This window comes from Desertibaculum subflavum, assembly GCA_003576705.1.
GTDB lineage: Bacteria > Pseudomonadota > Alphaproteobacteria > Ferrovibrionales > Ferrovibrionaceae > Desertibaculum > Desertibaculum subflavum.
Genome location: QOZS01000028.1, coordinates 49,383 through 72,425 on the forward strand (window position 1 = coordinate 49,383; position 23,043 = coordinate 72,425).

17 protein-coding genes, 1 tRNA gene and 1 riboswitch are annotated in these 23,043 nt (G+C 67.4%); of the genes, 13 read left to right on the forward strand and 5 right to left on the reverse strand.

What is annotated here, in order from left to right; all coding sequences use genetic code 11:
* The first annotated feature begins 27 nt into the window (after positions 1–27).
* Positions 28–513 (forward strand): PAS domain-containing protein, encoded by a 486-nt coding sequence (locus tag DT074_RS15815; protein ID WP_119420822.1) that lies wholly within the window; start codon positions 28–30, stop codon positions 511–513.
* On the opposite strand, the gene DT074_RS15820 is transcribed toward DT074_RS15815, so the two are convergent.
* Together DT074_RS15820 and DT074_RS15825 are read right to left on the reverse strand one after the other, a co-directional pair.
* Positions 500–1,771, reverse strand: a complete 1,272-nt coding sequence (locus tag DT074_RS15820; protein WP_119420823.1) for an NAD(P)/FAD-dependent oxidoreductase — start codon at positions 1,769–1,771, stop codon at positions 500–502. The two genes, DT074_RS15815 and DT074_RS15820, sit on opposite strands and share 14 nt — an antisense overlap.
* Positions 1,768–2,712 carry a 3-hydroxyacyl-CoA dehydrogenase family protein gene (locus tag DT074_RS15825; RefSeq protein WP_119420824.1) on the reverse strand — a complete coding sequence of 315 codons (945 nt, stop codon included), beginning with the start codon at positions 2,710–2,712 and terminating at the stop codon, positions 1,768–1,770. The genes DT074_RS15820 and DT074_RS15825 overlap by 4 nt, the downstream gene beginning before the upstream one ends.
* Before the next feature lie 934 nt (positions 2,713–3,646).
* Here DT074_RS15825 and DT074_RS15830 point away from each other — a divergent pair.
* The 6 genes from DT074_RS15830 to DT074_RS15855 all read left to right on the forward strand — a co-directional run bounded on the left by DT074_RS15830 (position 3,647) and on the right by DT074_RS15855 (position 14,701).
* Positions 3,647–4,912 carry a TolC family outer membrane protein gene (locus DT074_RS15830; RefSeq protein WP_368744701.1) on the forward strand — a complete coding sequence of 422 codons (1,266 nt, stop codon included), beginning with the start codon at positions 3,647–3,649 and terminating at the stop codon, positions 4,910–4,912.
* Between the two features lie 111 nt (positions 4,913–5,023).
* Positions 5,024–8,026 (forward strand): cadherin-like domain-containing protein, encoded by a 3,003-nt coding sequence (locus DT074_RS15835; RefSeq protein WP_119420826.1) that lies wholly within the window; start codon positions 5,024–5,026, stop codon positions 8,024–8,026.
* Positions 8,027–8,038: 12 nt separating this feature from the next.
* The gene (locus tag DT074_RS15840; protein WP_119420827.1) at positions 8,039–9,772 is read left to right on the forward strand and encodes a peptidase domain-containing ABC transporter; all 1,734 of its coding nucleotides are present in this window, start codon (positions 8,039–8,041) and stop codon (positions 9,770–9,772) included.
* On the forward strand, positions 9,769–11,058 hold the full coding sequence (locus DT074_RS15845; RefSeq protein WP_119420828.1) for an HlyD family type I secretion periplasmic adaptor subunit: 1,290 nt from the start codon (positions 9,769–9,771) through the stop codon (positions 11,056–11,058). Before DT074_RS15840 ends, DT074_RS15845 begins: the two co-directional genes overlap by 4 nt.
* Positions 11,058–13,721 (forward strand): adenylate/guanylate cyclase domain-containing protein, encoded by a 2,664-nt coding sequence (locus DT074_RS15850; protein ID WP_119420829.1) that lies wholly within the window; start codon positions 11,058–11,060, stop codon positions 13,719–13,721. Before DT074_RS15845 ends, DT074_RS15850 begins: the two co-directional genes overlap by 1 nt.
* Positions 13,722–13,768: 47 nt before the next feature.
* The gene (locus DT074_RS15855) at positions 13,769–14,701 is read left to right on the forward strand and encodes a formylglycine-generating enzyme family protein (RefSeq protein WP_162914943.1); all 933 of its coding nucleotides are present in this window, start codon (positions 13,769–13,771) and stop codon (positions 14,699–14,701) included.
* A 69-nt stretch (positions 14,702–14,770) separates the two neighbouring features.
* Here DT074_RS15855 and DT074_RS15860 read toward each other — a convergent pair.
* Positions 14,771–14,846 (reverse strand) — tRNA-Asn (locus tag DT074_RS15860).
* 48 nt (positions 14,847–14,894) lie between these two features.
* The gene (locus DT074_RS15865) at positions 14,895–15,830 is read right to left on the reverse strand and encodes a DMT family transporter (RefSeq protein WP_119420831.1); all 936 of its coding nucleotides are present in this window, start codon (positions 15,828–15,830) and stop codon (positions 14,895–14,897) included.
* 83 nt (positions 15,831–15,913) lie between these two features.
* Positions 15,914–15,992, forward strand: a riboswitch (SAM riboswitch).
* Between the two features lie 82 nt (positions 15,993–16,074).
* Here DT074_RS15865 and metZ point away from each other — a divergent pair.
* Complete coding sequence (metZ, locus tag DT074_RS15870; RefSeq protein WP_119420832.1) at positions 16,075–17,286, forward strand: O-succinylhomoserine sulfhydrylase; 1,212 nt, start codon at positions 16,075–16,077, stop codon at positions 17,284–17,286.
* A 141-nt stretch (positions 17,287–17,427) separates the two neighbouring features.
* On the opposite strand, the gene DT074_RS15875 is transcribed toward metZ, so the two are convergent.
* Entirely contained in the window at positions 17,428–18,585 is a 1,158-nt protein-coding gene (locus tag DT074_RS15875; RefSeq protein ID WP_119420833.1) for an OmpA family protein, read from the reverse strand.
* A 204-nt stretch (positions 18,586–18,789) separates the two neighbouring features.
* Here DT074_RS15875 and apaG point away from each other — a divergent pair, with 204 nt between their 5' ends.
* From apaG to DT074_RS15900, 5 genes are all read left to right on the forward strand, one after another.
* On the forward strand, positions 18,790–19,182 hold the full coding sequence (gene apaG, locus DT074_RS15880; protein WP_119420834.1) for a Co2+/Mg2+ efflux facilitator ApaG/CorD: 393 nt from the start codon (positions 18,790–18,792) through the stop codon (positions 19,180–19,182).
* A 20-nt stretch (positions 19,183–19,202) separates the two neighbouring features.
* A complete protein-coding gene (gene folE / locus DT074_RS15885) occupies positions 19,203–19,832 on the forward strand; it encodes a GTP cyclohydrolase I FolE (RefSeq protein WP_119420835.1) in 630 nt (209 codons plus the stop codon).
* Positions 19,833–19,834: 2 nt separating this feature from the next.
* Positions 19,835–21,001, forward strand: a complete 1,167-nt coding sequence (argE, locus tag DT074_RS15890) for an acetylornithine deacetylase (RefSeq protein ID WP_119420836.1) — start codon at positions 19,835–19,837, stop codon at positions 20,999–21,001.
* 69 nt (positions 21,002–21,070) lie between these two features.
* Entirely contained in the window at positions 21,071–22,177 is a 1,107-nt protein-coding gene (locus DT074_RS15895; RefSeq protein WP_119420837.1) for a CoA transferase, read from the forward strand.
* Positions 22,168–23,043, forward strand: an 876-nt coding sequence (locus tag DT074_RS15900) for a CaiB/BaiF CoA transferase family protein (protein ID WP_368744702.1), incomplete at its 3' end; no start/stop codon positions are given. The genes DT074_RS15895 and DT074_RS15900, both read left to right, overlap by 10 nt.

Here is a 23,043-nt window from a genome sequence, read left to right on the forward strand (position 1 = left end):
CTATTGTCGAAACGGCGCGAGGCACGAATGCAGATCGACAGCTCCGGATTCGGCGAAAGCGCGCGACGACTCCTCGACTACTGGTTGGAGCGCCGTGGCGGCCGGCATTGGCCGGCCAGGAAGGACATCGCGCCGGCCGATTTCGCATTCGCCCTGGGAAAAGTGTCGCTGGTCGAATGCGCCGGCTCACCGCCGCGATTCCGCTATCGCGTCGTTTCCACCGGCCTTACGGAGCAACTCGGCTACGAAATGACGGGCCGTTTCACCGAGGATATTCCGGAACCGGACGTTCGCAGCTATGTCGAACGGCTCTATGCCGCAGCAATGGCCCACGGCGAGCCGTACCATGAGACCGGGACGCTGGTTCTCGACGGCAGGGAATGGGCGTACGAGACGCTGGTATTGCCGCTTTCCACGGACGATGTGCGGATCGAGATGCTGCTGATCTACCGGGAGGCGGTCGCGCGTCACCCCCGGACTTCGGTGCAGCAACCGGTGCTCAGCCGGACCTAGGGCGGTCCCGCCATTCCCACCAGCGCAGCACCAGCGGCGTCAGCGACGCGGCGATGCCGTGCGCCGGCACGGGGCGGAGCGGCAGTCCGTCGAAGGCGGTGGCGCCGCTGTTCCGGCCCAGCAGCCGCGCCGCCAGCTTGCGGCCGAGATGCGTGCCCATCGGCACGCCGGCGAAGCAATAGCCCATGGCGTGATGGATGCGCCCGCGCGAGCCGATATGCGGATAGAGGTCGCCGGTGCCGGCGCAACGCCCGGTCCATACATGGCCGACCGCGACGTCGCCGAGATCGGGCAGCAGCCGGATCAGCGAGCGGCGCAGCCGCGCGGCCATGCGGCCGAGATCGCGCACCCGGCGCCCGGTATGGCCGCCGAACAGGATGCGGCTGCCGTCCGGCGAGGGGCGCACGAAGAGCGGATTGCGGCCGTCGTCGATCACCGTGCGGCCCTGTGGAATCAGCCGCTGCATCAGGGTCTGTGGCAGCGGCTCGGTCGCGATCATATAGGCGTCGAACGGCAGCACATGGTTGCGCAGCCCGGCGGCATCGTCGGTATAGCCGTTGGTGGTCGCCAGCACGTCGCGCGCCTCGATGCGTCCCCGCGCGGTATCGACGATCGTGCGGTCGGCCTCGGCGCTCACGCTGCGCACCGCGGTCCCGCCGTGCAGGACGGCGCCCGCGGCGCCGGCGCGCGCCGCGAGTCCTGCGTGGTAGAGGCCGGGATGCAGGGCGCCGAGATCGGGGATGACGGCGCCGCCATGCCAGAGATCCGTCGCGATCTCCTCGTGCTGGCGGGTGCGCGGCAGCATCTCGAAGGGATGGCCGAGATGCCGCTCGCGCAAGGCAAGCTCGCGCGCCAGCGCCGCGTAATGCGCCGGTGTCGGCGCCGCCGTGAAGCGGCCGCAGCGGGCGAAGCCGCAATCGATGCCTTCGTCACGGATCAGGTCGGCGACGCTGTCGAAGGCGGCCTGCATCTCGCCATAGACGGCGACGGCGCGGGCCAACCCGTCGGCCGCCATGATCTCGGCGAAGCCGTGCTTCAGCGTGCGGCCGAGATAGCCGGCATTGCGCGTCGAGGCGCCGGCGCCGATCGCATCACGGTCCAGCACGACGACATGGCGCCCGCCGCGCGCGAGGTCGAGCGCCGCGACGAGGCCCGTGATCCCGCCGCCGATGACAACGACATCGGCGCGCGGCGGCAGCGGCTCGGGCTCCGGCCGGCTGGGCCGCGCCGCGTCCCACCAATAGGGCTCGGTCTTCATCCGCCGCGATCGGCGGCGAGCCAGCGGAACAGCTCCGCCATGCGGGCATCGAGCAGCGCCTTGCCGTCGCGCTTCTTCCAGTCGTAGACGCCGCGCCCGGAGGGCAGGCCGCGATGGCCCGCGGCGACCAGGTCGTCCAGCGCCTTCGGCGGCTCCTTCGACGTGTCCAGCGTTGGATCGAGGAAGCGGGCGAAGGCGACCATGGTGTCGAGGCCGCCGACATCGGCGGATTCGATCGGCCCGGTCACCGCGAGCCGCCGGCCGAAGGAATGGCGCACCACAGCGTCGATCGCCTCGGCCGAGGCGGCACCCGAGGCCCAGAGCGCCCAGGCCTCGCGCAGCAGCGCGAATTGCAGCCGATTGCCGATGAAGCCCGGCACCTCTTTGTCGATCACCACCGGCTGTTTGCCAGCCGCTTTCAACTCTGCGCACACCCACGGCACCACCGCGGGATCGGTCTCCGGTCCGGCGCAAACTTCGACCAGCGGGATCAGCTGCGGCGGGTACCAGAAATGCGCCGCCACCACGCGCTCGCGCCGCTTCACGCGCGCCACCAGAGCGGAGGCCGGCTGGCCGCTCGACGAGGCGAGCACGACGGGCGGTGCGCAGATCTGATCGAGCTGCTCGAATATGCGGTGCTTCAGCGCCAGCTCCTCGGTGACCGCCTCGATCACGAGTTCGGCCCCGCCGGCGCGGCCGAGATCGGTCGCCGTCGAGACGCGCGCCGCGGCGGCGCGGGCGCCCGCCTCGTCCAGCAGGCCGTGCGCCCGGAAGGCCTGCAGCCCGGCGCCGATCTTCTCGACCGCCGCCGCAAGGCTCGCCTCGCTCCGGCCGATCATCACCACCTTGCGGCCCGCCATGGCGAAGACCTGGGCGACGCCGTGCCCAATGATGCCGTTGCCGATCACCGCGACCGTCTTCAGCTCTGCCGGCACCGGCATGGCTTCCTCCCCGGATGATTCTTCTCCGAGGACTTTACGGTGCCGGACGGGAAAGCGGGAGAGGCGGCCCTGGAAGGCAGGGGCGGAGAAGACAGGAGCGGAGAAGACAGGGACCGACGCGAAAGCGGCCGGCGATATACCGGCCGCTTCCTTCAGAAACTGGCTCCCCTTTGTGAAGACTTTTCGAACGCTGTGCCTTGCAGACGGTCCGGCGAGAGTGCCAGACCATGCCCGACGAGCGCCATTGGCTGCGCCACCATCGAGTTGAAAGTTTCGGCTGACAACTTGAACCCCGCTCCAATCGCACAAACAGTGTATTTAATTGTATTGACAAGCAAGCGGCGTGCCGGGGTCGCCGTACCTCAGCAGCGAGAGGATGTCCCCAAGTTAGGCGATTCCGATGCCGCTCCGGCGCTCGGTTGTCCCATGATTTACGACCATTCTCGGCATGATCCAAGAAAGCCGCGCACGCCCGAAAACAATGAATATTCGCGGGCAGTGGCGATTGCGCGTAGCCCGATTCTCCACGTTGCGTGATATTAAATCAAAAATAAAACCATCACGAAGTCCGTATTGAAATTTCGATTTTCTGAGATATATTGTCTTACAATATGGTATAATTACGTGATTATGCCTAATAATTCTAGGTCACACGGGGGTATACCCAGGGGCACTTAACTTCGTACATCATTGTACTTTCCACATCGGAGGGGGCGGCCTTCGCTTGAGATTTAGTCCATTGGAGGCATGGGAAGCTGGGAACAAGAACCTTATGGTAAGGTGAATACCAGTTAAGAAACGGCGGACCCTCTTTACAACGTGAATTCCACTTAACTTTCTGAGATCATCAAAAGGGGTTCGGGGGGCTTTCCAAATGAGCGGCTCTATTCAGCGGCAGCGCCTCACAGTTTTTCGCTGGGCCGTAGTGGCTGCGATGGCCGTCCTTACCTCACCGGCCGGCGCTCTCACTTTAGAAGATGCGTTGCAGACCCTGGTCGAACGCCACCCTCAGATACGTGCCAGCGAAAGCGGGGTAGCCGCTGCGGAGAGCGGTATCGGAATTGCGACTTCTGGATTTCTGCCGACGGTCGAAATAACCGGGGATGGCGGCTACGAGCGCTCCGACACACCATCTCGCCGCGATGCCAATCAGGATCCGTTCGACGCGGCCAGCCGAAAGCTGACGCTCAGCATCAGGCAGAACCTGTTCGACGGCTACGGGCGCAATTCCGGATTGCGCCAGGCGGAGATCACGCGCGACGCATCGCGTGTCGATCTACGCAGCGTGCGCCAGACGGTTCTGCTGGAAGGGGTGAACGCCTATCTCGGCCTCCTGCGGGAGCATCGTCTGGTCAAGCTCGCCACCGAGAATGAGCAGACCATCGCCCGGCAGCTGGGGCTCGAGAGCGAACGCCTTCAGGGTGGCGCCGGCATCGCCGTCGACGTGCTGCTGGCCAGGGCACGGCTTCAGATCGCGAGGGAACGACGTGTCGCGTTCGAGGGTGCGCGCATCGACGCGCACACACGCTTCCGGCAAGTGTTCGACATGGATGTCATCACCGATACCCTGGTCGAACCCCAGCTGCCCCACAGCGTCCTTCCGGATTCACTGGACGAAGCGGTCAACAACGCATTGCACGGGAACCCGGGGCTCGGGCGAGCCTCGGAATTGGTTCGGCTGGCCGACGAGAAGCGTCGCGGCGCGACTTCGGGATACTGGCCGCGTGTCGATCTCGTCGGGCGGGCCAACTGGGAGCGCGATTACGACGGCGTGCCGGGCACCCGGCGCGACGGCGCCATCCTGTTGCAGCTGACCTGGCAGATCTTCTCCGGATTCGCGACCGACTACACTGTCAGCCAGTCGGCCCATGATGCGGCCGCCAGTCGGGAAAACGAGACCGCGGTCCGCCGCAAGACCATCGAGGAGGTGAAGCTCGCCTGGCAGGCACTGCAGACGGCACGGACGCGGGAAGCACTGCTCACCAACGCCGTCGCAATCGCCTCCGAGGTCTTCGAGGCGCGCAAGTCGTTGCGCGATTCCGGGCGGGAGACGGCATTGAACGTGCTGGACGCCGAAAACGAGGTCTATGTCGCGCGCATCAACCTGGTCGCGGCGACCTATGATGCGCAGGCTGCGATCTATCGGCTGATCGCGGCTATTGGGGATATGGAAGTGGAGAATCTGCCGAAGCGCCGTTGAAAGAAACCGCGGCAAGAGTGTCGTCCCGCACAGTCGGCGGGACGGTGCCAGGATATCAGGGAAGCAACTGCGTTGCGCACCGAGAACAAGAACTAGCCAGCGGGTGTGCCCATGGTTATGCAGCAGAGAATAGCGGTGCCGGTCGGCCAGCTCTCGGCCGACGATGAGCCTCTCACGGTCATCCGATCCGATCCGGGAGGATCGGTTCGGATTGCGAACGGCAACTTCCTGCTCTCTGCCCAGTTCGAGCGGATCGGGGACGACCTGCTGCTGGTCGGCCGCGACGGCGGCCGGGTGCTGGTCGTCGACTACTTCGCCAGCGCGCATCCGCCCACACTCGTCAGCGAGTTCGGTGCGGAGATTGCCGGCGATCTGGCCGATATACTGGCGGGCCCGCCGTCTGCGGGCGCCTATGCTCAGACCGGCGCGCCGGCGGGAAGGCCGGCGATCGGCGCGGTCGAGGCGCTGACCGGCGATGCGACCGTGCAGCGCACCGACGGATCGCGCGGCCCACTTGCCATCGGAACGCCGGTTTTCCAGGGCGATGTCGTCGAAACCACACCGGGCTCGCGGCTCGCCATCGTGTTCAACGACAAGACGAGTTTCTCGCTCGATTCCGCCACGCGGATGGTGCTCGACGAACTCGTCTACAATCCCGGCGGGGAATCCCGCAGCGCCTTCTCCCTGGTGCAGGGAACCTTCGTATACATCAGCGGCGAGATCGCCAAGGTGGCGCCGCAAAATGTGCAGATCCGCACGCCCGTTGCGACCGTGGGCATTCGCGGCACCGAAGTCGGGTTCGTGATTCTCGGGCCGGGCGATGCCGGCGGGGCGTCGATCGCGGTGATCGACGGCGAGATCAGCGTGCGCAATTCCGGCGGTTCGCAGAACCTCTCCGCCGGCTTCGTCGTCAGCGTCAGCAGCAATCTGGCGGCGCCGTCGATTCCGATCGCCACGCCGCTCGGCAATATCACTGCGCAGTACGGCGCCCTGCGCGGCTACGGCGCGAACGCGATCAACAACAGCATTATCCGTCTGCAGCGCGACCTGCAGCAGCCCCAGCTGCTGCCGCCGCCCGCACCCGGCCGCGGCGAGGGGCCGGTCACCGGCGGCATGCGCGCCGCCTCGGGCCAGGGCGGATCAAACACCAACGAAGCCGGGCAGGCGAAACAGGGCGATGCCGCCTCCACCGCCCTGGCCAGCATTTCGCCGGCCGCCGGCGTGCAAGGCGAGGCGGCGGCCGCCGGCGCGGGGATCAGCATCTTCGGGCCGTCGGCCCTGATCGTCACTTCGGCGGGCCTCGTCGCGGTCGGCCCGATTGCAGGATTGGGCGGCTTCACCCTGACCGGACCGTTGATCGGGACAGGCAGCTCGCGCCTTCTGGCGTCGGGCGATCATCGCGTGACCACAGCGCCGGCAGCGACTGGACCGTCTGCCCTTGTCGCAGTGGCCGACCAGAGCCTGTCGGCGCCCGGCGGCGGCACGATGCAGATCGATGTTCTGGCAAACGACACCGCCCCGCCTAATGATCCCGTGACCATCGTCGCGGTCGATACGTCGAATACCCTCGGCACGGTCAGCATCGACCCCAATGGAACGACGATCAGCTACTCGGCGGGCAACGCCTTTCAGAGTCTGGGCGAAGGTCAGACGGCGACCGATACATTCACCTATACGATCGCCGATGCGAACGGCGTGCAATCGACCGCCACCGTGACGGTGACCATAACAGGCGTCAACGACGCCCCGGTCGCGGTCGACGATGCGGTATCCGCTACTGCGGGCGATACGGTCACCGTTCTGGCGCTTGCCAACGACACCGATCCCGACAGCAGCGACACCAGGGTCATCGTCGGCGTCAACACAGCCGGCACGCTCGGCTCGGTCAGCATCCTCGCCGGCGGGGCTGCTTTGACCTACGCCGCGGGCGCGGCTTTCCAGAGCTTGGCCGAAGGCGAGACGGCAACCGACACTTTCACCTACACGATGGCGGATTCCGGCGGGGTGCAATCGACCGCCACCGTCACCGTGACCATCACGGGCATCAACGATGCGCCGACCATCACCTCCAACGGGGGCGGGGCGGTCGCATCATTCGCCATCGTGGAGGGCACGAGCGCCGTCGCCACGATTCTGGCCGCCGATCCGGACAACGGATCGATCCTGACCTATGCCATCGTCGGCGGCGCCGATGCGAGCAGCTTCATGATCGACAGCGCCACGGGCGAGCTTTCGCTCTTCCCGCCGCCGATCTTCGAAGTGCCGTCCGACGCCAATGGCGACAACATCTATGATGTCGTCGTCCAGGCCTCCGACGGAACGCTGACGGACACGCAGGCGATCTCCATCACCGTCAACGACGATCCGAACGCCGATCCGAACGACTTCGACTATCTCGGTCTGCCCGGCCCGCAATCTCTGACTGGGAGCGCCAACAGCAATGACCTGTTCTATGGTGGCGCGGGCAACGACACCATCGACGGCCAGGCCGGGGGCGACACGATCTATGGCGGCTCCGGCGATGACGTCATCACGGCCCAGGGCAGTGACCCCGACCTGATTTTTGGCGGATCGGGCAACGACCGGATCGAAGCCGGGCAGGGCGGCGATACGCTGATCGGCGGGCTTGGCAACGATACGCTGCAGGGCGGCCAGGGGAACGATGCTCTCGAGGGAAGTGCCGGCAACGACAACATTCTCGGCGGTCAGGGTGCCGACAGACTGATCGGCGGCATCGGTGCCGACACGATGGAGGGCGGTCAGGGCGCCGACCGGTTCGAGTATGCCGCCCTTGGCGACGCCACCGCCGTTGCGGGCAACCAGACTGTCGCGGCTGCGGGCGTCACGGTCGACAGCATCCTGGACTTCCAGAGCGGCGAGGACTCCCTCGTGTTCAACTCCGCCGAATTTTCCCCGGCGCCTCTGGTGTTCATCGATGACGCCTATGACGGCACCAATTCAGGCGTGGCGAGCGGGGCGGTTTTCGTTCGCGATGGCAATGGATTGCTGAGCTACGATCCCGACGTCGCCACGGAAGGCTATACGGCCATCGCCCAGATGGGCGATACCGGCCTCGAATCGCCCGACCTCACGTTCACGCCCCCGTCGACATAGGAACGTGCTGCGGTGGCCGACGTTGCTGAGCGACAGGAATCCGACCCGATCGGCGCGGCGCGCCTCGGGCTGACGCGGGCCTTGCGGCCGATCTTCGCTCAGGTGTTCGTGCTGTCGTCCGGCGTGAACCTCATCGCGCTGGTCGTCCCGATCTTCGTTCTGCAAGTCTACGACCGTGTGATCGTGCATGCGGGACTGACCACGCTCGAAGGCCTGGTCGCGGGCGTGTTTATCGCGCTGCTGTTCGATCAGTTGCTGCGACAGCTGCGAAGTCGCCTGTTGCAGCGGGCATCGCTGCTGATCGACGCGAAGCTCGGCAGCCGGGTGTTCGGAAAACTCCTCGCCCTGCCGCTCGCCGAGCTGGAGGCGCGGCCGAATGCGTTCTGGCAGGCGCTGTTCCGCGACCTGGAAACCGTCCGCAACACGGCCGGCGGCGCCATCGCCGTGCTGCTGTGCGACCTGCCTTTCGCGTTGCTGTTCCTGGCTGTCGTCTTCGTCATTGCGGAGCCTGCCGCCTGGGTGCTGCTGGTGGCGTTGCCGCTCTTCATCGGCCTCGCCTGGTGGTCGGGCCGAAGCGTGCGCGCCGCCGGCAATATCGAGCAGCGCGCCACCGCCATGCGCGACACCTTGATCGGCGACATCGTCGCCGGGCGGGCGACCGTCAAGGCACTCGGCATGGCGCCCTCCTTGCGGGCGAACTGGGAGGCGAGGCATGCCGGCGCCATGCGCGCCGCCATCGAGCGGGGCCGGCGCGCCGACCGGTTCGGCAACATCTCCTTCGGACTTGGGGCCGCGGTCACGGTGGCGCTGACCACGGTCGGCGCCCTCGCCATCCTGGATCAGAGGCTGACGATCGGTGCTCTGGTGGCGGCCAACCTGCTGGCGGCCCGTGTCGTCGCGCCGTTTCACCAGCTGGTCGGCAGCTGGCGCGCCCTGGTCGGCTATCGGCAGGCGCGGTCGCGCCTGCGCGAGGTGCTCGCCCTGCCGGAGGATCGTTTCGAGTCCGAGGTGCAGTTCGGCAGGCCGCGCGGCGACATCACACTCGAAGACGTCGCCTTCCACTACCGCGGCGCGGCGAAGCCGGTCTTTGCCGGAATACATTGCACGTTCGGGCACCCGGGCCTGCACGCGATCGTAGGACGGAACGGAAGCGGCAAGAGCACGCTGCTGAAGCTGTTGCTGGGTCTTTATCGGCCGACCTCCGGCCGGGTGCTGATCGACGGATCGGATATCGCGCAGTTCGGCCGGCGCGATTTGAACGAGTGGATCGGATATCTGCCGCAGGAAAGCGTTCTGCTGCAGGGCAGCGTCCGACGCAATATCGAGGCCGGCCGTTCGAATGTTCCCGACGAGACCCTCATTCGCGCGGCTCAACTGGCAGGCGTGCACTCGATGATCGCCGATATGCCGGAAGGCTATGGCAGCGATGTCGGCGAAGGAGGGGCCAGGCTGTCCGGCGGGCAGCGCCAGCGGATCGCTCTCGCGCGCGCGCTCCTCGGAGATCCACCGATCCTGCTGCTCGACGAGCCGACGGCGAACCTCGATCGCCGTGCCGAGCAGGACTTGCGCGATGCGTTGGCGACGCTGTCGCGCGAACGCTCGATCATCGTCGTCACTCACAGCGCCGCGATTCTCGGCATCTGTCAGACCGTTTCCGTTCTGGACGGTGGGAGGATTGCGGCGGGCCCGGCGGCGGAAATGCTGCCGCGGCTCTATACCGCGGCCGCGCCGGCGAGGTCGGCATGAGCGCTGTCGACGACCTCCTGGCGGAGCACCCATCGCCGCGCTGGGGCCCGATCGTTTGGGCGTCGATTGCCCTCATCGTTGCCGGCATTGGGTGGGCGGCGGTGACCGAGCTCGACGAGGTCGCGAGCGCCTCAGGCGAAGTTGTTCCGCAAGGGAAGGTGAAGGTCGTTCAACACTACGAAGGCGGGATGATCGCCGAGCTCTATGTGCAAGAAGGCAGTGTTGTCGCAGAGGGCGAGCCGCTCCTGCAGCTCGACCTATCGGCATCCGGTGCGAACCGGGAGGAGCTGCAGGTCCGTCTCGACGCGCTGCTCATTGCGCGGGCGCGCCTGTTGGCCGAGGCGAACGGCAGCCCGGTCGAGTTTCCCCCCGAGCCGGCGCGCCGGCGACCGGACCTCGTCGCGGCTGAACAGCAGAACTACCGCGCCCGGACGGAACAGCAGACGAGCGCCGTCGAGGCGCTGAAGGCCCTGGTCCGCCAACGCGAGCTGGAGATCCGCCAGCTGCGCGAGCGGCAACGGACGATCGGCGGCGATCTCCGGCTGGCGCGCGAGCGCATGCGCATGTCGAGCGAGCTGGTGGAGAAGAGCCTGACCTCCAAGCTCGATCACCTCGCGGTGCAACGCGAATACGAGATGCTGGAAGGCGAGGTCGCTGGGCTGGCAATCCAGGTTCCGCGAGCCCAGGCCGCGCTGGAGGAGACGCAGCTTCGGCTCAAGGAGCAGGAGGCGAGATTCCGGCGCGACGCATTGGAAGAGCTGGCGAAGAACGAGCCGCAGATGGACCGTATCCGCGAGCAGCTGGTGATCTCCACCGATCAGGTACGCCGCACCAAGGTGCTGAGTCCGACCGATGGCGTGGTGAAGGATCTGCGCTATACAACAATCGGCGGCGTGGTGCGACCGGGCGAGCCGATCATGCAGGTCGTGCCGACCCAGGCCACGCTGGTTGTCGAGGCGCGATTGATGCCGGCGGATCGCGGCTATGTGCGCGTGGGCCAGCCGGCGCAGGTCAAGGTCACGGCTTATGATTTCTACCGCTACGGTGCGCTCGAAGGCCGGGTAACCGGCATCGCCGCCGATTCCACCGTGGGACAGGACGGCGTGGCCTTTTTCAAACTGATGGTCGAGACCGGCCGGAACTATTTCGGCGAAGAGCGCGACGCCTTGCCGATCACGGCCGGGATGCAGACCAGCGTCGATGTCCATACCGGCACACGTACCGTGATGGAGTTCCTGTTGAAGCCTGTCCTCAGGATCCGTTACGAGGGATTCCGGGAGCGTTGATGCCGCGGCTGTCCGAACGGCTCAAGAATTTCTCTGTTCTCTTGGTGGGCTCCAGCCGGTGGATCGCGGCGTTTCTTCTGGTGGCGCTCTGCTTGCTGCGCGTCCTTGATCTCGAACCCGTGGTTCTGTTGCAGCAGCGCGGATTCGATGTTCTCCAACGGACGTTTCCGCGCGAAGTGGTGCAACAGCGCGTCACGATCGTGGATATCGACGACGAGAGCCTGAAGGGCGTCGGGCAATGGCCTTGGACCAGGACCACGGTGGCGAGGCTGATCGAGGCTCTTGCCGAACAGGGCGCCGCGATCGTCGCCTTCGACATTTTCTTCGCGGAGCCGGACCGCACCTCGCTGCCGAGAATCGCCGCGGAGAGGCCGGATCTGGCGCCCGAGCTGGCGCGTCAGCTGTTCGCCGTACTGGACAATGATCTGGTCATGGCCCGGACCATGCGGGACAAGAGGGTCATAATCTCCCAATCCGCGCAGCGCAGCGCGGTCGCGGGTTCCGCGCCGACGGGCTTCAAACGCACGCCGATGGCCAAGATCGGCGACGATCCGCTGCCTTGGCTGCCGAACTATGAGGGCGTTCTGCGGAACATTTCCGTCATCGAGGATGCGGCCAGCGGTATCGGCATGGTGACCATGCACCCCGAGGGCGACGGCGTGGTGCGACGTCTGCCAATGCTGGTGGCGGTCGGATCGGTGATCTATCCAGCGCTTTCGGTCGAAGTGCTGCGGGTGGCGACCGGGCGAGCGGCCTTCGGCGTACGGACCAATGCTGCGGGCATCGACAGCGTGCTCGCCGGTGCCGTCCGCATCCCGACCGACGCCAATGGCCGAGTTTGGGCACGGTTCGCGGCGCCGGGCTCGGTGCCCTATGTACCGGCGCTCGACGTGCTGAACCGCCGGGCGCAGCCGGAGCTGCTGGCGAACAAGATCGTTCTGGTGGGGACCAGCGCGCTCGGGCTGCACGATCTGAAGCCGACTCCGATCTCGCCCGCGCTGCCCGGCGTCGAGATCCATGCGCATGTGATCGAGGCGGCCATCGACGGCAGCTTCGTCGATCGGCCGGGCTGGCTGCTGGCCGTTGAAATTCTGCTCATACTGGTGGTGGGCGGCTCGATGATCGTGCTGGTCCCGCGCATCGGCGCCGCGCCGTCGCTGGGTCTGTTGCTACTGCTGTCGTCGCTTGCGATCGGCGGCGTGGTCTATGCTTACCTGCGTCATCAGCTGCTGGTCGACAGCGCGCTGCCGCTGATGGGCGCCGGCGGCGCCTATTTCATTCTCGCCTATGCGAATTACACCCGTGCCGAAGCACAGCGCCAGGAGATCCGCCACGCCTTCGGCCAATATCTTGCGCCGGCGGTCGTCGAGCAGTTGAGCCGGGATCCGAGCAAGCTCGCACTCGGCGGCGAGGTGCGTACGCTCACGATCCTCTTTTCCGACATTCGCGGCTTCACCACGATCTCCGAACGGTTCAAGAGCGACCCGGCGAAGTTGTCGCATCTGATCAACGGCTTCCTGACGCCGATGACCGATGTGATCCTGACCTTCGGCGGTACCATCGACAAGTACATGGGCGATTGCGTGATGGCGTTCTGGAACGCGCCGGTGGACGACGCGGCACATGCCGCGCGCGCCTGCAAGGCGGCGCTGGCCATGATGCGGGAGCTGGAGAGCATCAACGCCAATCTGCGAACCTCGGTGCTGGGCGCTGATGACGGCTTGCGGGCCGAGTATGCGATGGCGAAACGCTACAGCGAGGGCCCGAGCGGCGAGCTCGATCTCTCGAAGGCCTCGGCCCTGTTCCGCAAGGCGGCGGAGCTCGGCTATGCGGGCGCTCAGTACAACCTCGGCAAGGCCTATCGCGACGGGGCCGGGCTGCCGGCCGATCCCGTGGCGGCGGCGCAGTGGTTTCTGCTGGCGGCGCGGCAAGGTCACGGGCGCGCGCAGTTGCATATCGGCCGACGCTATCTCGCCGGCCGCGGCGTGCCGCGGGATTCCGTCGAGGGCGGGGCCTGGCTGCTGCTGGCGAGCCAGGGCGGCCTTTCCGACGCGCGCGATTTGCTGACGGATATCCTGGCGGCTGCGGAAGCCCCGGATCGCGGCGATGTCGAACGCCGGGCCCACGAGCTGCAATCCGGCATCCGGCGGGAGCAGAACTTTCAGTTCGAGATCGGTATCGGCATCAACACCGGCGAATGCATCGTCGGCAATATGGGCTCGAAGCAGCGCTTCGACTACACGGCGATCGGCGACAACGTGAACCTCGCTTCCCGTCTCGAGGGGCAATCGCGAGATTATGGCGTGCCGATCGTCATCGGCGAGATGACCCGCAGCGCGGCGCCTGAGTTCGCCGCGCTGGAGATCGACCTGCTGGCGGTGCGCGGCAAGAAGGAGCCGACCCGTGTATTCGCGCTGCTCGGCGACGAGGCGATGGCGCAATCTCAGCCGTTCCAGGACTTGCGCCGGCGGCACGGGCTGTTCCTCGCGGCCTATCGTGCGCAGGACTGGGACGGCGCGGAGGCGCATGCTGCGGCCTGCAACGCGGCATGGCCGTCGCTGCACGAGCTCTATGACGTTTTCATCGGGAGGATCGGACGCTTCCGTACGATGCCGCCGGGCGCCAACTGGGCCGGTGTGCATGTCAGCGCGGCAAAGCACTAGCCGATCAGGGTGACGGGGGCGGCATGTTTCGGTGGATGGGTGTTGTCTTGGTTCCTGTCGCGCTGCTGCTGGCGGCTGCGCCGGCGGCGGCGCAACCACAGAGCAGCGCCTTTCGCGACTGCGAAGGATGCCCGCTGATGATGCCGCTGCCGCAAGGCAGCTTCGAGATGGGCGCCTCCGCTGCGGAAGACGAACGCGAGGGCGTGCCAGAGAAGTTCCGTGGCTGGGCAGTGCCGGAGCGACGCGTGACGATCGCCACCGGCAAGGCGATCGGCGTCTATGAGGTCACCAGGGCGGAATTCGGTCGGTTCGTCGCCGAGACCGGTTTTTCAGCGGGGGACGCCTGCTACATCCTCGAACGCGATGCCGCGACGAACCAATGGGGGTATCAAGAACGTCGCGGCAAGGGATGGCGCGACACCGGCTTTCGGCAAGGCGACGACCATCCCGTGGTCTGCGTCAGCTGGGACGACGCCAAGGCTTACCTGGCGTGGTTGAGCCGGAAGTCAGGCCGCAAGTACCGGCTGCCGTCGGAGGCCGAGTGGGAATATGCCGCGCGCGCCGGGGCAGAGGGCGCGCGCTATTGGGGCGACATACCGGAAGTGGCCTGCAGCTTCGCAAATGTCGCCGATATCACCGCGGCAAGCGCACTGAACTGGACCTTGAGCAACGTGCGGACGTTCCTGTGCGCCGACAACCACGTCCACACGGCGCCGGTCGGGCGTTTCCGGACCAACCGCTTTGGCCTGCACGACATGCTGGGGAACGTCTACGAGTGGATCGAGGATTGCTGGAACGACAACTACCTGGGCGCTCCGACGGACGGCAGCCCTTGGCTGACCGGCGATTGCGCGCGACGGCCGGCGCGCGGCGGGTCATGGATCAGCATTCAATGGAACGTTCGGGCAGGCGGGCGGGCCTGGCTCGTCAGCGGTTATCGAGGCATCAGCACCGGCTTTCGCGTAGCCAGGGATCCTTAAAGTCGATTGCTGGTGGTCTAGAAACGGAAAAGGCGGCCGGTGAGCTTACCGACCGCCTCTTACGAAGTGTGGCTCCGCGGGCAGGACTCGAACCTGCGACCCGGCGGTTAACAGCCGCCTGCTCTACCAGCTGAGCTACCGCGGAATAGGGCCGGCTCTATAGCAACCGGTCGGGGCGGTGCCAACCGGATAATCAGGCCGAACTTCGGCCCCGTCGGCGGGCCAGAATCTGGGGCAGGATCAGCACGCAGACAAGCGCCGCCAGAATCAGGGCCAGGCCGGCGAAATCCGCCGGCATCGGCCGCTCGCCCAGCATCAGCATGCCCGACACCGTGCCCACCACCGGGATCAGCAGGGTCGAGATCCCAGCCACGGCGACCGGCAGCCGCAGCACCAGCCGGGTCCACGCCCAGTAGCAGTAGATGAAGCAGACCAGCATGTTGTAGAGCGTCGCCAGGACCGGGCCCGGGGCCAGCACCGGCAGGTTGCCCCAATCCAGCAGGATGGCGCCGATCACGATCGGCAGGCCCCCGATCGCCATCTGCCAGCCGACATTGGTGGTCGCCGGCACCGGCACCGGAAAGCGCTTCAGCAACACCGTCCCGATCGCCCAGGAGATGGCGGCCACCAGCATCAGGACGGCGCCGACCGGCGCCGCCGCCAGGCTCGCCGCGTCGCCGGCGATCAGCAGCGACAACCCGGCCATCCCCAGCACGAGGCCAAGGCAGCGCCAGCGGTCGATGGTCTCGCCCAGCACCAGCCGGCCGAGCAGGATGGCCCAGAGGGGCATCGTGTAGGCGATCACTGCGGCCCGCCCGGACGGCAATCGGGTCAAGGCATAGAGGGCGCCCAGATTCCACGCCGTGATGTTGAAGAACGAGATGGCGACGAAGCTTGGCCAGTGGCGCCGCGGCAGGGCGACCCTCTGGCGTGTCGCGAGCGCGATGCCGAGCAGCCCGACGGCCCCGGCGATCACGCAAAGCGCACGGAAGGTCCATAGCGGAAAGCCTTCCAGCGCCACTTTCATGATCGGCCAGTTGGCGCCCCAGCCGAGCGTCAGCAGCGCCAGCAGGCCGAGATCGGCGGCGCGCAACGTGGCCGGGGGCGAGGCCAGGGTTGTGGTGGTCATGGGGCAGCCGGCATAGGGGCGCGCATCCTGGCCAGGGTGTCCGCATGGCTCAACGGTTGACCAGAGCGTGGCTGCCCTGTAGGAAACGCACACGTGGTGATTTGCGCCGACCGGCTTGCGGCCACGTTAAATCAATCGCTAAAAGGTCGGGTGGGTGGCCCCCACGGCGCCGAAGCAATTCGACGCACCGACAGGGCCAACGGCTGAAGCCCCCGCCTGATCGCGCATCACGGGGGTTTTTTTCATGGCCGAAAGAACGAACGAACCGACCATCGAGGCCCGCGAGGAAGGCTGGCGCCTGGCGACGCGACTGGTCCGCGGCGGCACGCGCCGCAGCGAGCTCGGCGAGGTCTCCGAGGCGATCTTCCTGACCGCGGGCTTCCGCTACGACGAAGCGGAGGAGGCGGCCGCCCGCTTCAAGGGCGAGAGCGACGGCTACACCTACAGCCGGCTCGGCAATCCGACGCTCGCCATGCTGGAGCGGCGCCTCGCCTTGCTCGAAGGCGCCGAAGCCTGTCGCGTGGTCGCGACCGGCATGGCCGCGGTCACCGCCGCGATCCTCTGCCAGGTCAAGGCCGGCGACCGGGTGGTGGCGGCGCGAGCCTTGTTCGGTTCCTGCCGCTATGTGATCGACGAGCTGCTGCCGCGCTTCGGTGTCACTACCGTGCTGGTGGACGGCCCGGACCTCGAAGGCTGGAAGGCGGCCCTGGCGCCGGGCGCCCGCTGCGTCTTCCTGGAAAGCCCGGCCAATCCCACGCTCGAACTGGTCGACATCAAGGCGGTGTGCGAGATCGCGCACCAGGCGGGCGCGCGCGTCATCGTCGACAACGTGTTCGCGACGCCCCTGGCGCAGCGGCCGCTCGAGCTCGGCGCCGATATCGTCGTCTATTCCGCCACCAAGTACATCGACGGGCAGGGCCGCTGCCTCGGCGGCGCGATCCTGGGGGACGCGAAATACGTCAACGATGTGCTGCTGCCGTTCCTGCGCCATACCGGCCCGGCCTTGAGCCCGTTCAATGCCTGGGTGCTGCTCAAGGGGCTGGAGACCTTCAAGCTCCGCGTCGATGCGCATTGCCGCGCGGCGGCCAAGGTCGCCGACTGGCTCGCCGGCGACAAGCGCGTGCTCAAGGTGCTGTACCCGCACCGCGCCGATCATCCGCAAGCGGCGCTGGCGCAGCGCCAGATGCGGCTCGGCGGCGGCGTCGTCTCGTTCGATGTGCCGGGTGGAAGCCAGGGCGCCTTCCGGGTGATGAACGCGCTGCGCGTCATCGACATTTCCAACAATCTCGGCGACACCAAAAGCCTAGTGACGCATCCGACCACGACGACGCATCAGCGCCTGCCCGCGGCCGAGCGCCAGGCCCTCGGCATCGGCGATGGCCTGCTGCGGCTGTCGGTGGGGCTCGAGGATGTCGAGGACCTGATCGAGGATCTGGACCGGGCACTGCGCGCCTGAGATCAGCGGACCATAGCCGGGGGAACGGCCGCCGGCCGTCGGCGCCACCGGTCTGGCGGACCAGCGACCGAACTGCACAAAGAAAAAGGGCGGCTGCCCAGTGGGAGCAGCCGCCCTCGGGGATGACCCCGGAAGGAAAGTTTACTTCCGGAGGAACACCTCGGCGCGCCGGTTCTGGTCGTTCTGCACGCCGTCAGGCGTCGGCACGCGCGGCTTGGTCTCGCCGAACCACTGCAGATCGATCTGGCCGGTCTGAATGCCCTTCTGCATCAGATAGCCGCGAACCGCGTTGGCGCGGCGCTCCGACAGGCGCTGGTTGTAGGCGTCGCCGCCGGCGCGGTCGGCATGCGCCTGGATCTCGAACTTGGCGAAGCCGGTACGACGGAAGTCGGCGATGGCGCGATCCAGCACTTCGGAGGCGACCGGCGTGATGTCGGTCTTATCGAAGGCGAAGAACACGATGTAGACCTCAGGCAGCGCCGGTGCCGGGGGAGGTGCCGGCGGCGGGGGCGGAGGCGGAGGCGGCGGCGCTGCGACCGGAGTCGGCGCCGGCGGCGGCGGCGGCGGCGTGTAGAAGTGATAGGTGAAGCCCGCGATCAGCGAGTGATTGCGGTCTTCCGCGTCGACATTGCCGCCACCGGCCAGCTTCAGGTCCGGATCGATGGTCCGGAAGTAGCGATAGCTGAGGTTCAGGGTCCAGTTCGGGTTCAGCGTGTAGCGGATGCCCGCGATGCCCTGGCCGGCGAAGTTGATGTCGTCATTGTCGCTCAGCAGCTTTGCACCGCCGCCGGTGCGGAGCTTGGTATACTTCGATTCCGCGCCGCCGACGCCGAGGCCGACATACAGGCTGAACGCCGATTGCGGGAAGAAATCGAGGATCACGTTGCCCATCAGGCCAATCGTGCGGCCGTTACCGTTGCTGACGCTGGTGTCGCCGGAGTTGTAGCGGATGCTCGGCTCGACCTCGAGGCTGAGATAGCCGAAGCGATAGCCGAAATTGAGCAGACCGGCCGGGCCGAGATCGAAATCGATATCGCCGACGCCGGCGCCGGAGAGATTCGAATCTTCCTTCAGATTGATCCCCGCGCCCGCGCCCAGGTACCACCCCGGCGCAGGACCGGCGCCTTGCGCCAGTGCAGCCGGCGCTGCGAGCATGCTTCCTGCAAGCAGCATTCCGATGCTGAGTTTTCTCATGGCTCCACTCTCGAACAGTTTTTGGGGGGAACTGGTCACGAAATCGCGTTGACCATGCCCAACCCGCTGGATTTTGTCGAGTTTTGCCAGCCTTCTGAGCCGCATTCTGCGCCGCCGGATGATGGTTTAGGCAGCCTGTGTGACTGGATGGCAACAATGTGGACCGCGACTCTGGAGGGAACGAAGCGGAAACATCGGCTCGGCCGGCCGCGGCTGGACAACCCGAAAGGCCCGCCCGATAGTGCGCTTGGCACGCGGCTCAGCCGCTGCAGCACGTTGCTGGCGGTGCGGATGGGAGTTGAAGCGGGCATGTACAGGACGATCACCCGCGGGATCGCAGTCAGCGTCGAGCCTTCCTTCCTGCAGGACGAATCGAAGCCGCAGGAGCGCTATTTCATGTGGGCCTATCGCGTGCGCATCGAGAACAACGGCACCGAGACCGTGCAGCTTCGTGCCCGCTATTGGCGTATCACCGATGCCGGCGGCCGGGTCCAGGAAGTGCGTGGCGAGGGCGTGGTCGGCGAACAGCCCGTGCTCGCCCCCGGCAAGGCCTTCGAATACACCTCCGGCTGCCCGCTGCCGACGCCCTCCGGCATCATGGTCGGCAGCTATCGCATGGTGGCCGCGTCCGGCGAGAGCTTCGATGTCGCCATCCCCGCCTTCTCGCTCGACAGCCCGCACGAGGCTGTGCGCCTCAACTGACAACGGCCGGAGACAGGAACATGCAGGATCTGGTGGCGGGCGCCCGGCCCCGCGATATGGACGACCGTCCGACGCGCGAAGAGGCGGAGGCGGCGGTCCGAACCCTGCTCCGCTATGCCGGCGACGATCCGGCCCGCGAGGGCCTGCGCGGCACCCCTGATCGCGTGGTCCGTTCGTTCGACGAGTTCTTCGCCGGCTACGGCGTCGACCCCGAGGCGATGCTGGCCCGCACCTTCGAGGAGACCGACGGCTACGACGAAATGATCGTGCTGAAGGATATCCGCCTGGAAAGCCGCTGCGAGCACCACATGCTGCCGATCATTGGCCGCGCCCATGTCGCCTATCTGCCCGACCGGCGCGTGGTCGGCATCTCCAAGCTGGCGCGCCTGGTCGATGCCTATGCCAAGCGGCTGCAGATCCAGGAAAAGCTGACGGCGCAGATCGCCAACACGCTGCAGGACGCGCTGAACCCGCGCGGCGCCGCCGTGGTGATCGAGGCGGTGCATGAATGCATGACCACGCGCGGCGTGCACCGGCCCGGCGTCAGCATGGTGACCAGCCGCATGCTCGGCGCCTTCCGCGACGATCCGCGCACCCGGCGCGAGTTCCTGGCGATGATCGGGAATCCGCCGCTCGGGTCGGCGGCTTGAGGATGGCCGGACCGCGCCCCGAGAGCCTGGATCTCGTCCGCCGCCTGATCGCCTTCGACACGACCAGCCGGCTGTCCAATCTCGAGCTGATCCATTTCGCCGCCGATTACCTCGACCGCCTCGGCATCCGTCCGGTGCTGGTGCATGACGAGACCGGGAAGAAGGCGAATCTCTGGGCGACCATCGGTCCGGAAGGCCCGGGCGGCGTGGTGCTGTCCGGCCATACCGATGTCGTGCCGGTGGACGGTCAGCCCTGGGATTCGGATCCGTTCCAGGTGGTGGAGCGCGACGGCCGGCTCTATGGCCGCGGCACCTCCGACATGAAGAGCTTCATCGCCGTCGCCATGGCCTATGCCGCCGAGATGAAGCAGGCGCGGCTCAAGGAGCCGATCCACTTCGCCTTCTCCTATGACGAGGAGGTCGGCTGCCTCGGCGTGCACGGGCTGATCGATCACCTGAAGGCCAACGACATCCGGCCGCGGCTCGGCGTGATCGGCGAGCCGACCGAGATGCGGGTGGTCGATGCGCATAAGGGCGGCCGCTCGTACGTCACCACCGTCACCGGGCTGGAGCAGCATTCCTCCGCCCGCCACCGCGGCGTCAACGCGATCGAGGTTGCGGCGGAGCTGATCGGCTTCCTGATGCAGGTGCAGCGCGACTACGAGAGCCGCCGCGCGCCGGGCGCGGAGCGCTTCGATCCGCCATTCTCGACCGTGCAGGTCGGCACCATCGAGGGCGGCACGGCCAGCAATATCGTGGCGCGCTGCTGCACCTTCCGCTGGGAGCAACGCTCGCTGCCCGGCGCCGACCCGGAAGAGGCGCAGCACCGCCTGTCGCGCTATGTCGCGACCGAGGTGCTGCCCCGCATGCGCCACATCCATGCCGAGGCGGAGATCGAGACGGTGCTGCGCGGAGCCGTGCCGCCGCTGGTGCCCGAGGCGGGCTCGCCGGCCGAGATCCTGGTGAAGTCCCTGGTCGGCAGCAATGCGACCGAGGCGGTGTCCTACGCGACCGAGGCCGGCATCTTCCAGTCGGCCGGCGTGCCGGTCGTTGTCTGCGGCCCGGGCAATATCCGCGAGGCGCACAAGCCGAACGAATGGATCGAGCTCGCGCAGATCGCCGCCTGCGAGGATTTCATGGCGCGGCTGATCGGGCGGTTGTCGGCCTGATCGCCGGAGCCCCGCAATCATCAGCCGGCTGATTGCCCGGCTGGCCGGCAGGCCATAGCGTGCGCCGGCATGCGCCCGCCCCTTGCCGATGCCACGATCGTCGAGCTGAACGCGCCCGAAGCGGCGCCATGCCTTCGGCTGGCGGCATCGCTTGCGACGAAGATCGCTGCCGACCTCGGCGCGCGGGTGATCAAGCTGGAGCCGGCCGAGGGCGACGCATTGCGTCGTCTGCCGCCACTTCTGCCGCAGGGGCCTGCCGCCGAACGCAGCGCGCTGTTTCAGTTCCTCAATACCGGGAAGACCACGTTCCGCCTGCCGGCCGAGCCGGCGGCACGGCAGCGCGCCGTCGAGTTGGTGCTGACCGGTGCCGTCGACGCCGTCGTGGTGGAGGAAGGCGAACCGCTGGCGGATCTGGCCCGCGGCCGGCGCATCGGCCTGGTGGAGATCGCCGGCCTGCCGGCGACGGTGCCGCCACCGCATCCCCGCCTTTCGGAATTCACCGCGATGGCCCTGGGCGGCCTGCTCGACATGGTGGGGGAGCCGGAGCGCGAGCCGCTTCGCCTCGGCGGGCACCAGGGCGCCTATCCGGCGGGTCTCGCCGCCTTCACCGCGCTGACCGCTGTCCTCGCGGCGAAGGACCGCGGCCTCGCGCCCGAGCCGGCGCGCGTTTCGCTGGTCGAGACCATGCTGTGGGTGAACTGGAAGGCGGTGTCCGGCGCCAAGGCCGACGGCAAGGCGCCGACCCGGCAGGGCGCGCGCTCGGAATTCCAGGTGCTGCCCTGCCGCGACGGCTGGATCGCGCTGGTCTTCACGGTGACGCAATTCGGCAACCTGCGCCGGCTGGTCGGCCCTTCGCGGCTCGACGACGCGAAGTTCGACGATCGCGCCGGCCGCATTCGGCACGTGGCGGAGATGTACGAGATGCTCGCGCCCTGGTTCGCGGCGCGCGGGCGGGAGGAGATCTATGCCGCCGCGCAGGCGGCCGGCGTGCCGCTCGGCCCGGTCTACACGCCGGGCGACCTGTTGGACGATCCGCAGAACCTGGCGCGCGACTTCATCGCCACGATGCAGCACGCGGCGATCGGCGCGCTGCGCCTGCCGCGCCTGCCGGTCCTGTGGAACGGCCGCGGCTTCGCGCCGCGCGCCGTCGCCGAAGGGGCGCCGCCATGGGCGTGACGCGGGCTCTCGAAGGCGTGCGCGTGGTCGATTTCGGCCAGCTCACCGCCGGCGCCAATACCTCGGCCATGCTGGCCGATCTCGGCGCCGACGTGATCAAGGTGGAATCAGCCGGCTACATGGACCTGTTCCGCGCCGTCGGCCAGCGCGACAGCGCACCCGGCTGGTGGAACCGCTCGCCGCAATTCCGCTTCACCAACCGCAACAAGCGTGGCGTCGCCATCGACATGAAGGCGCCGGCCGGGCGCAAGCTGATCCTCGACCTGATCGCCGGCGCCGATGTCGTCGTCGAAAATTTCCGCCGCGGCGTGCTGGAGCGGGCCGGGCTCGACTATGCCGCGCTCGCCAAGGTCAATCCGCGCATCGTCCTGGCCTCGATCTCGAGCCAGGGCGAGACCGGGCCGAACCGCCTGCACGGCTCGTTCGGCTCGACGCTTGATGCCACCGGCGGCATCGCCGCGCTCACCGGTTACGAGGACGGCAAGCCCGCGATCAGCGGCATGGACGTGAACTATCCCGACCAGGTGGTGTCGCTGTTCGCCGCCGGCATCGTCATCGCCGCGATCCGCGAGGCCAAGGCGACCGGCCGCGGCGTGCATCTCGACATCTCGCAGCGCGAGGTGACGAGCTTCCTGATCGGCGAGCAGATCCTGGCCGCGGCCGCCGATCCCGCCTGCCGCGCGCCCCGTCGCCAAGGCAATGCGGAAGCGGGCGTGGCCCTGCAGGACTGCTTCCGCGGCAGCGACGGGCGCTGGCTCGCCCTGACCCTGGCCGATGATGCCGACCTGGCGCGCTGCGCGGCAGCAATCGGCGGCGCGGCCGACCGCGCGGCGCTCGCCGCCTGGTGCGCGGTGCGGCCGGCGCGC

Coding starts and splice junctions, on each gene's coding strand:
- DT074_RS15815 (WP_119420822.1), top strand. CDS start 28: ATGCAGATCGACAGCTCCGGATTCGGCGAAAGCGCGCGACGACTCCTC.
- DT074_RS15820 (WP_119420823.1), bottom strand. CDS start 1,771: ATGAAGACCGAGCCCTATTGGTGGGACGCGGCGCGGCCCAGCCGGCCG.
- DT074_RS15825 (WP_119420824.1), bottom strand. CDS start 2,712: ATGCCGGTGCCGGCAGAGCTGAAGACGGTCGCGGTGATCGGCAACGGC.
- DT074_RS15830 (WP_368744701.1), top strand. CDS start 3,647: ATGGCCGTCCTTACCTCACCGGCCGGCGCTCTCACTTTAGAAGATGCG.
- DT074_RS15835 (WP_119420826.1), top strand. CDS start 5,024: ATGGTTATGCAGCAGAGAATAGCGGTGCCGGTCGGCCAGCTCTCGGCC.
- DT074_RS15845 (WP_119420828.1), top strand. CDS start 9,769: ATGAGCGCTGTCGACGACCTCCTGGCGGAGCACCCATCGCCGCGCTGG.
- DT074_RS15850 (WP_119420829.1), top strand. CDS start 11,058: ATGCCGCGGCTGTCCGAACGGCTCAAGAATTTCTCTGTTCTCTTGGTG.
- DT074_RS15865 (WP_119420831.1), bottom strand. CDS start 15,830: ATGACCACCACAACCCTGGCCTCGCCCCCGGCCACGTTGCGCGCCGCC.
- metZ (WP_119420832.1), top strand. CDS start 16,075: ATGGCCGAAAGAACGAACGAACCGACCATCGAGGCCCGCGAGGAAGGC.
- DT074_RS15875 (WP_119420833.1), bottom strand. CDS start 18,585: ATGCGGCTCAGAAGGCTGGCAAAACTCGACAAAATCCAGCGGGTTGGG.
- apaG (WP_119420834.1), top strand. CDS start 18,790: ATGTACAGGACGATCACCCGCGGGATCGCAGTCAGCGTCGAGCCTTCC.
- folE (WP_119420835.1), top strand. CDS start 19,203: ATGCAGGATCTGGTGGCGGGCGCCCGGCCCCGCGATATGGACGACCGT.
- argE (WP_119420836.1), top strand. CDS start 19,835: ATGGCCGGACCGCGCCCCGAGAGCCTGGATCTCGTCCGCCGCCTGATC.
- DT074_RS15895 (WP_119420837.1), top strand. CDS start 21,071: ATGCGCCCGCCCCTTGCCGATGCCACGATCGTCGAGCTGAACGCGCCC.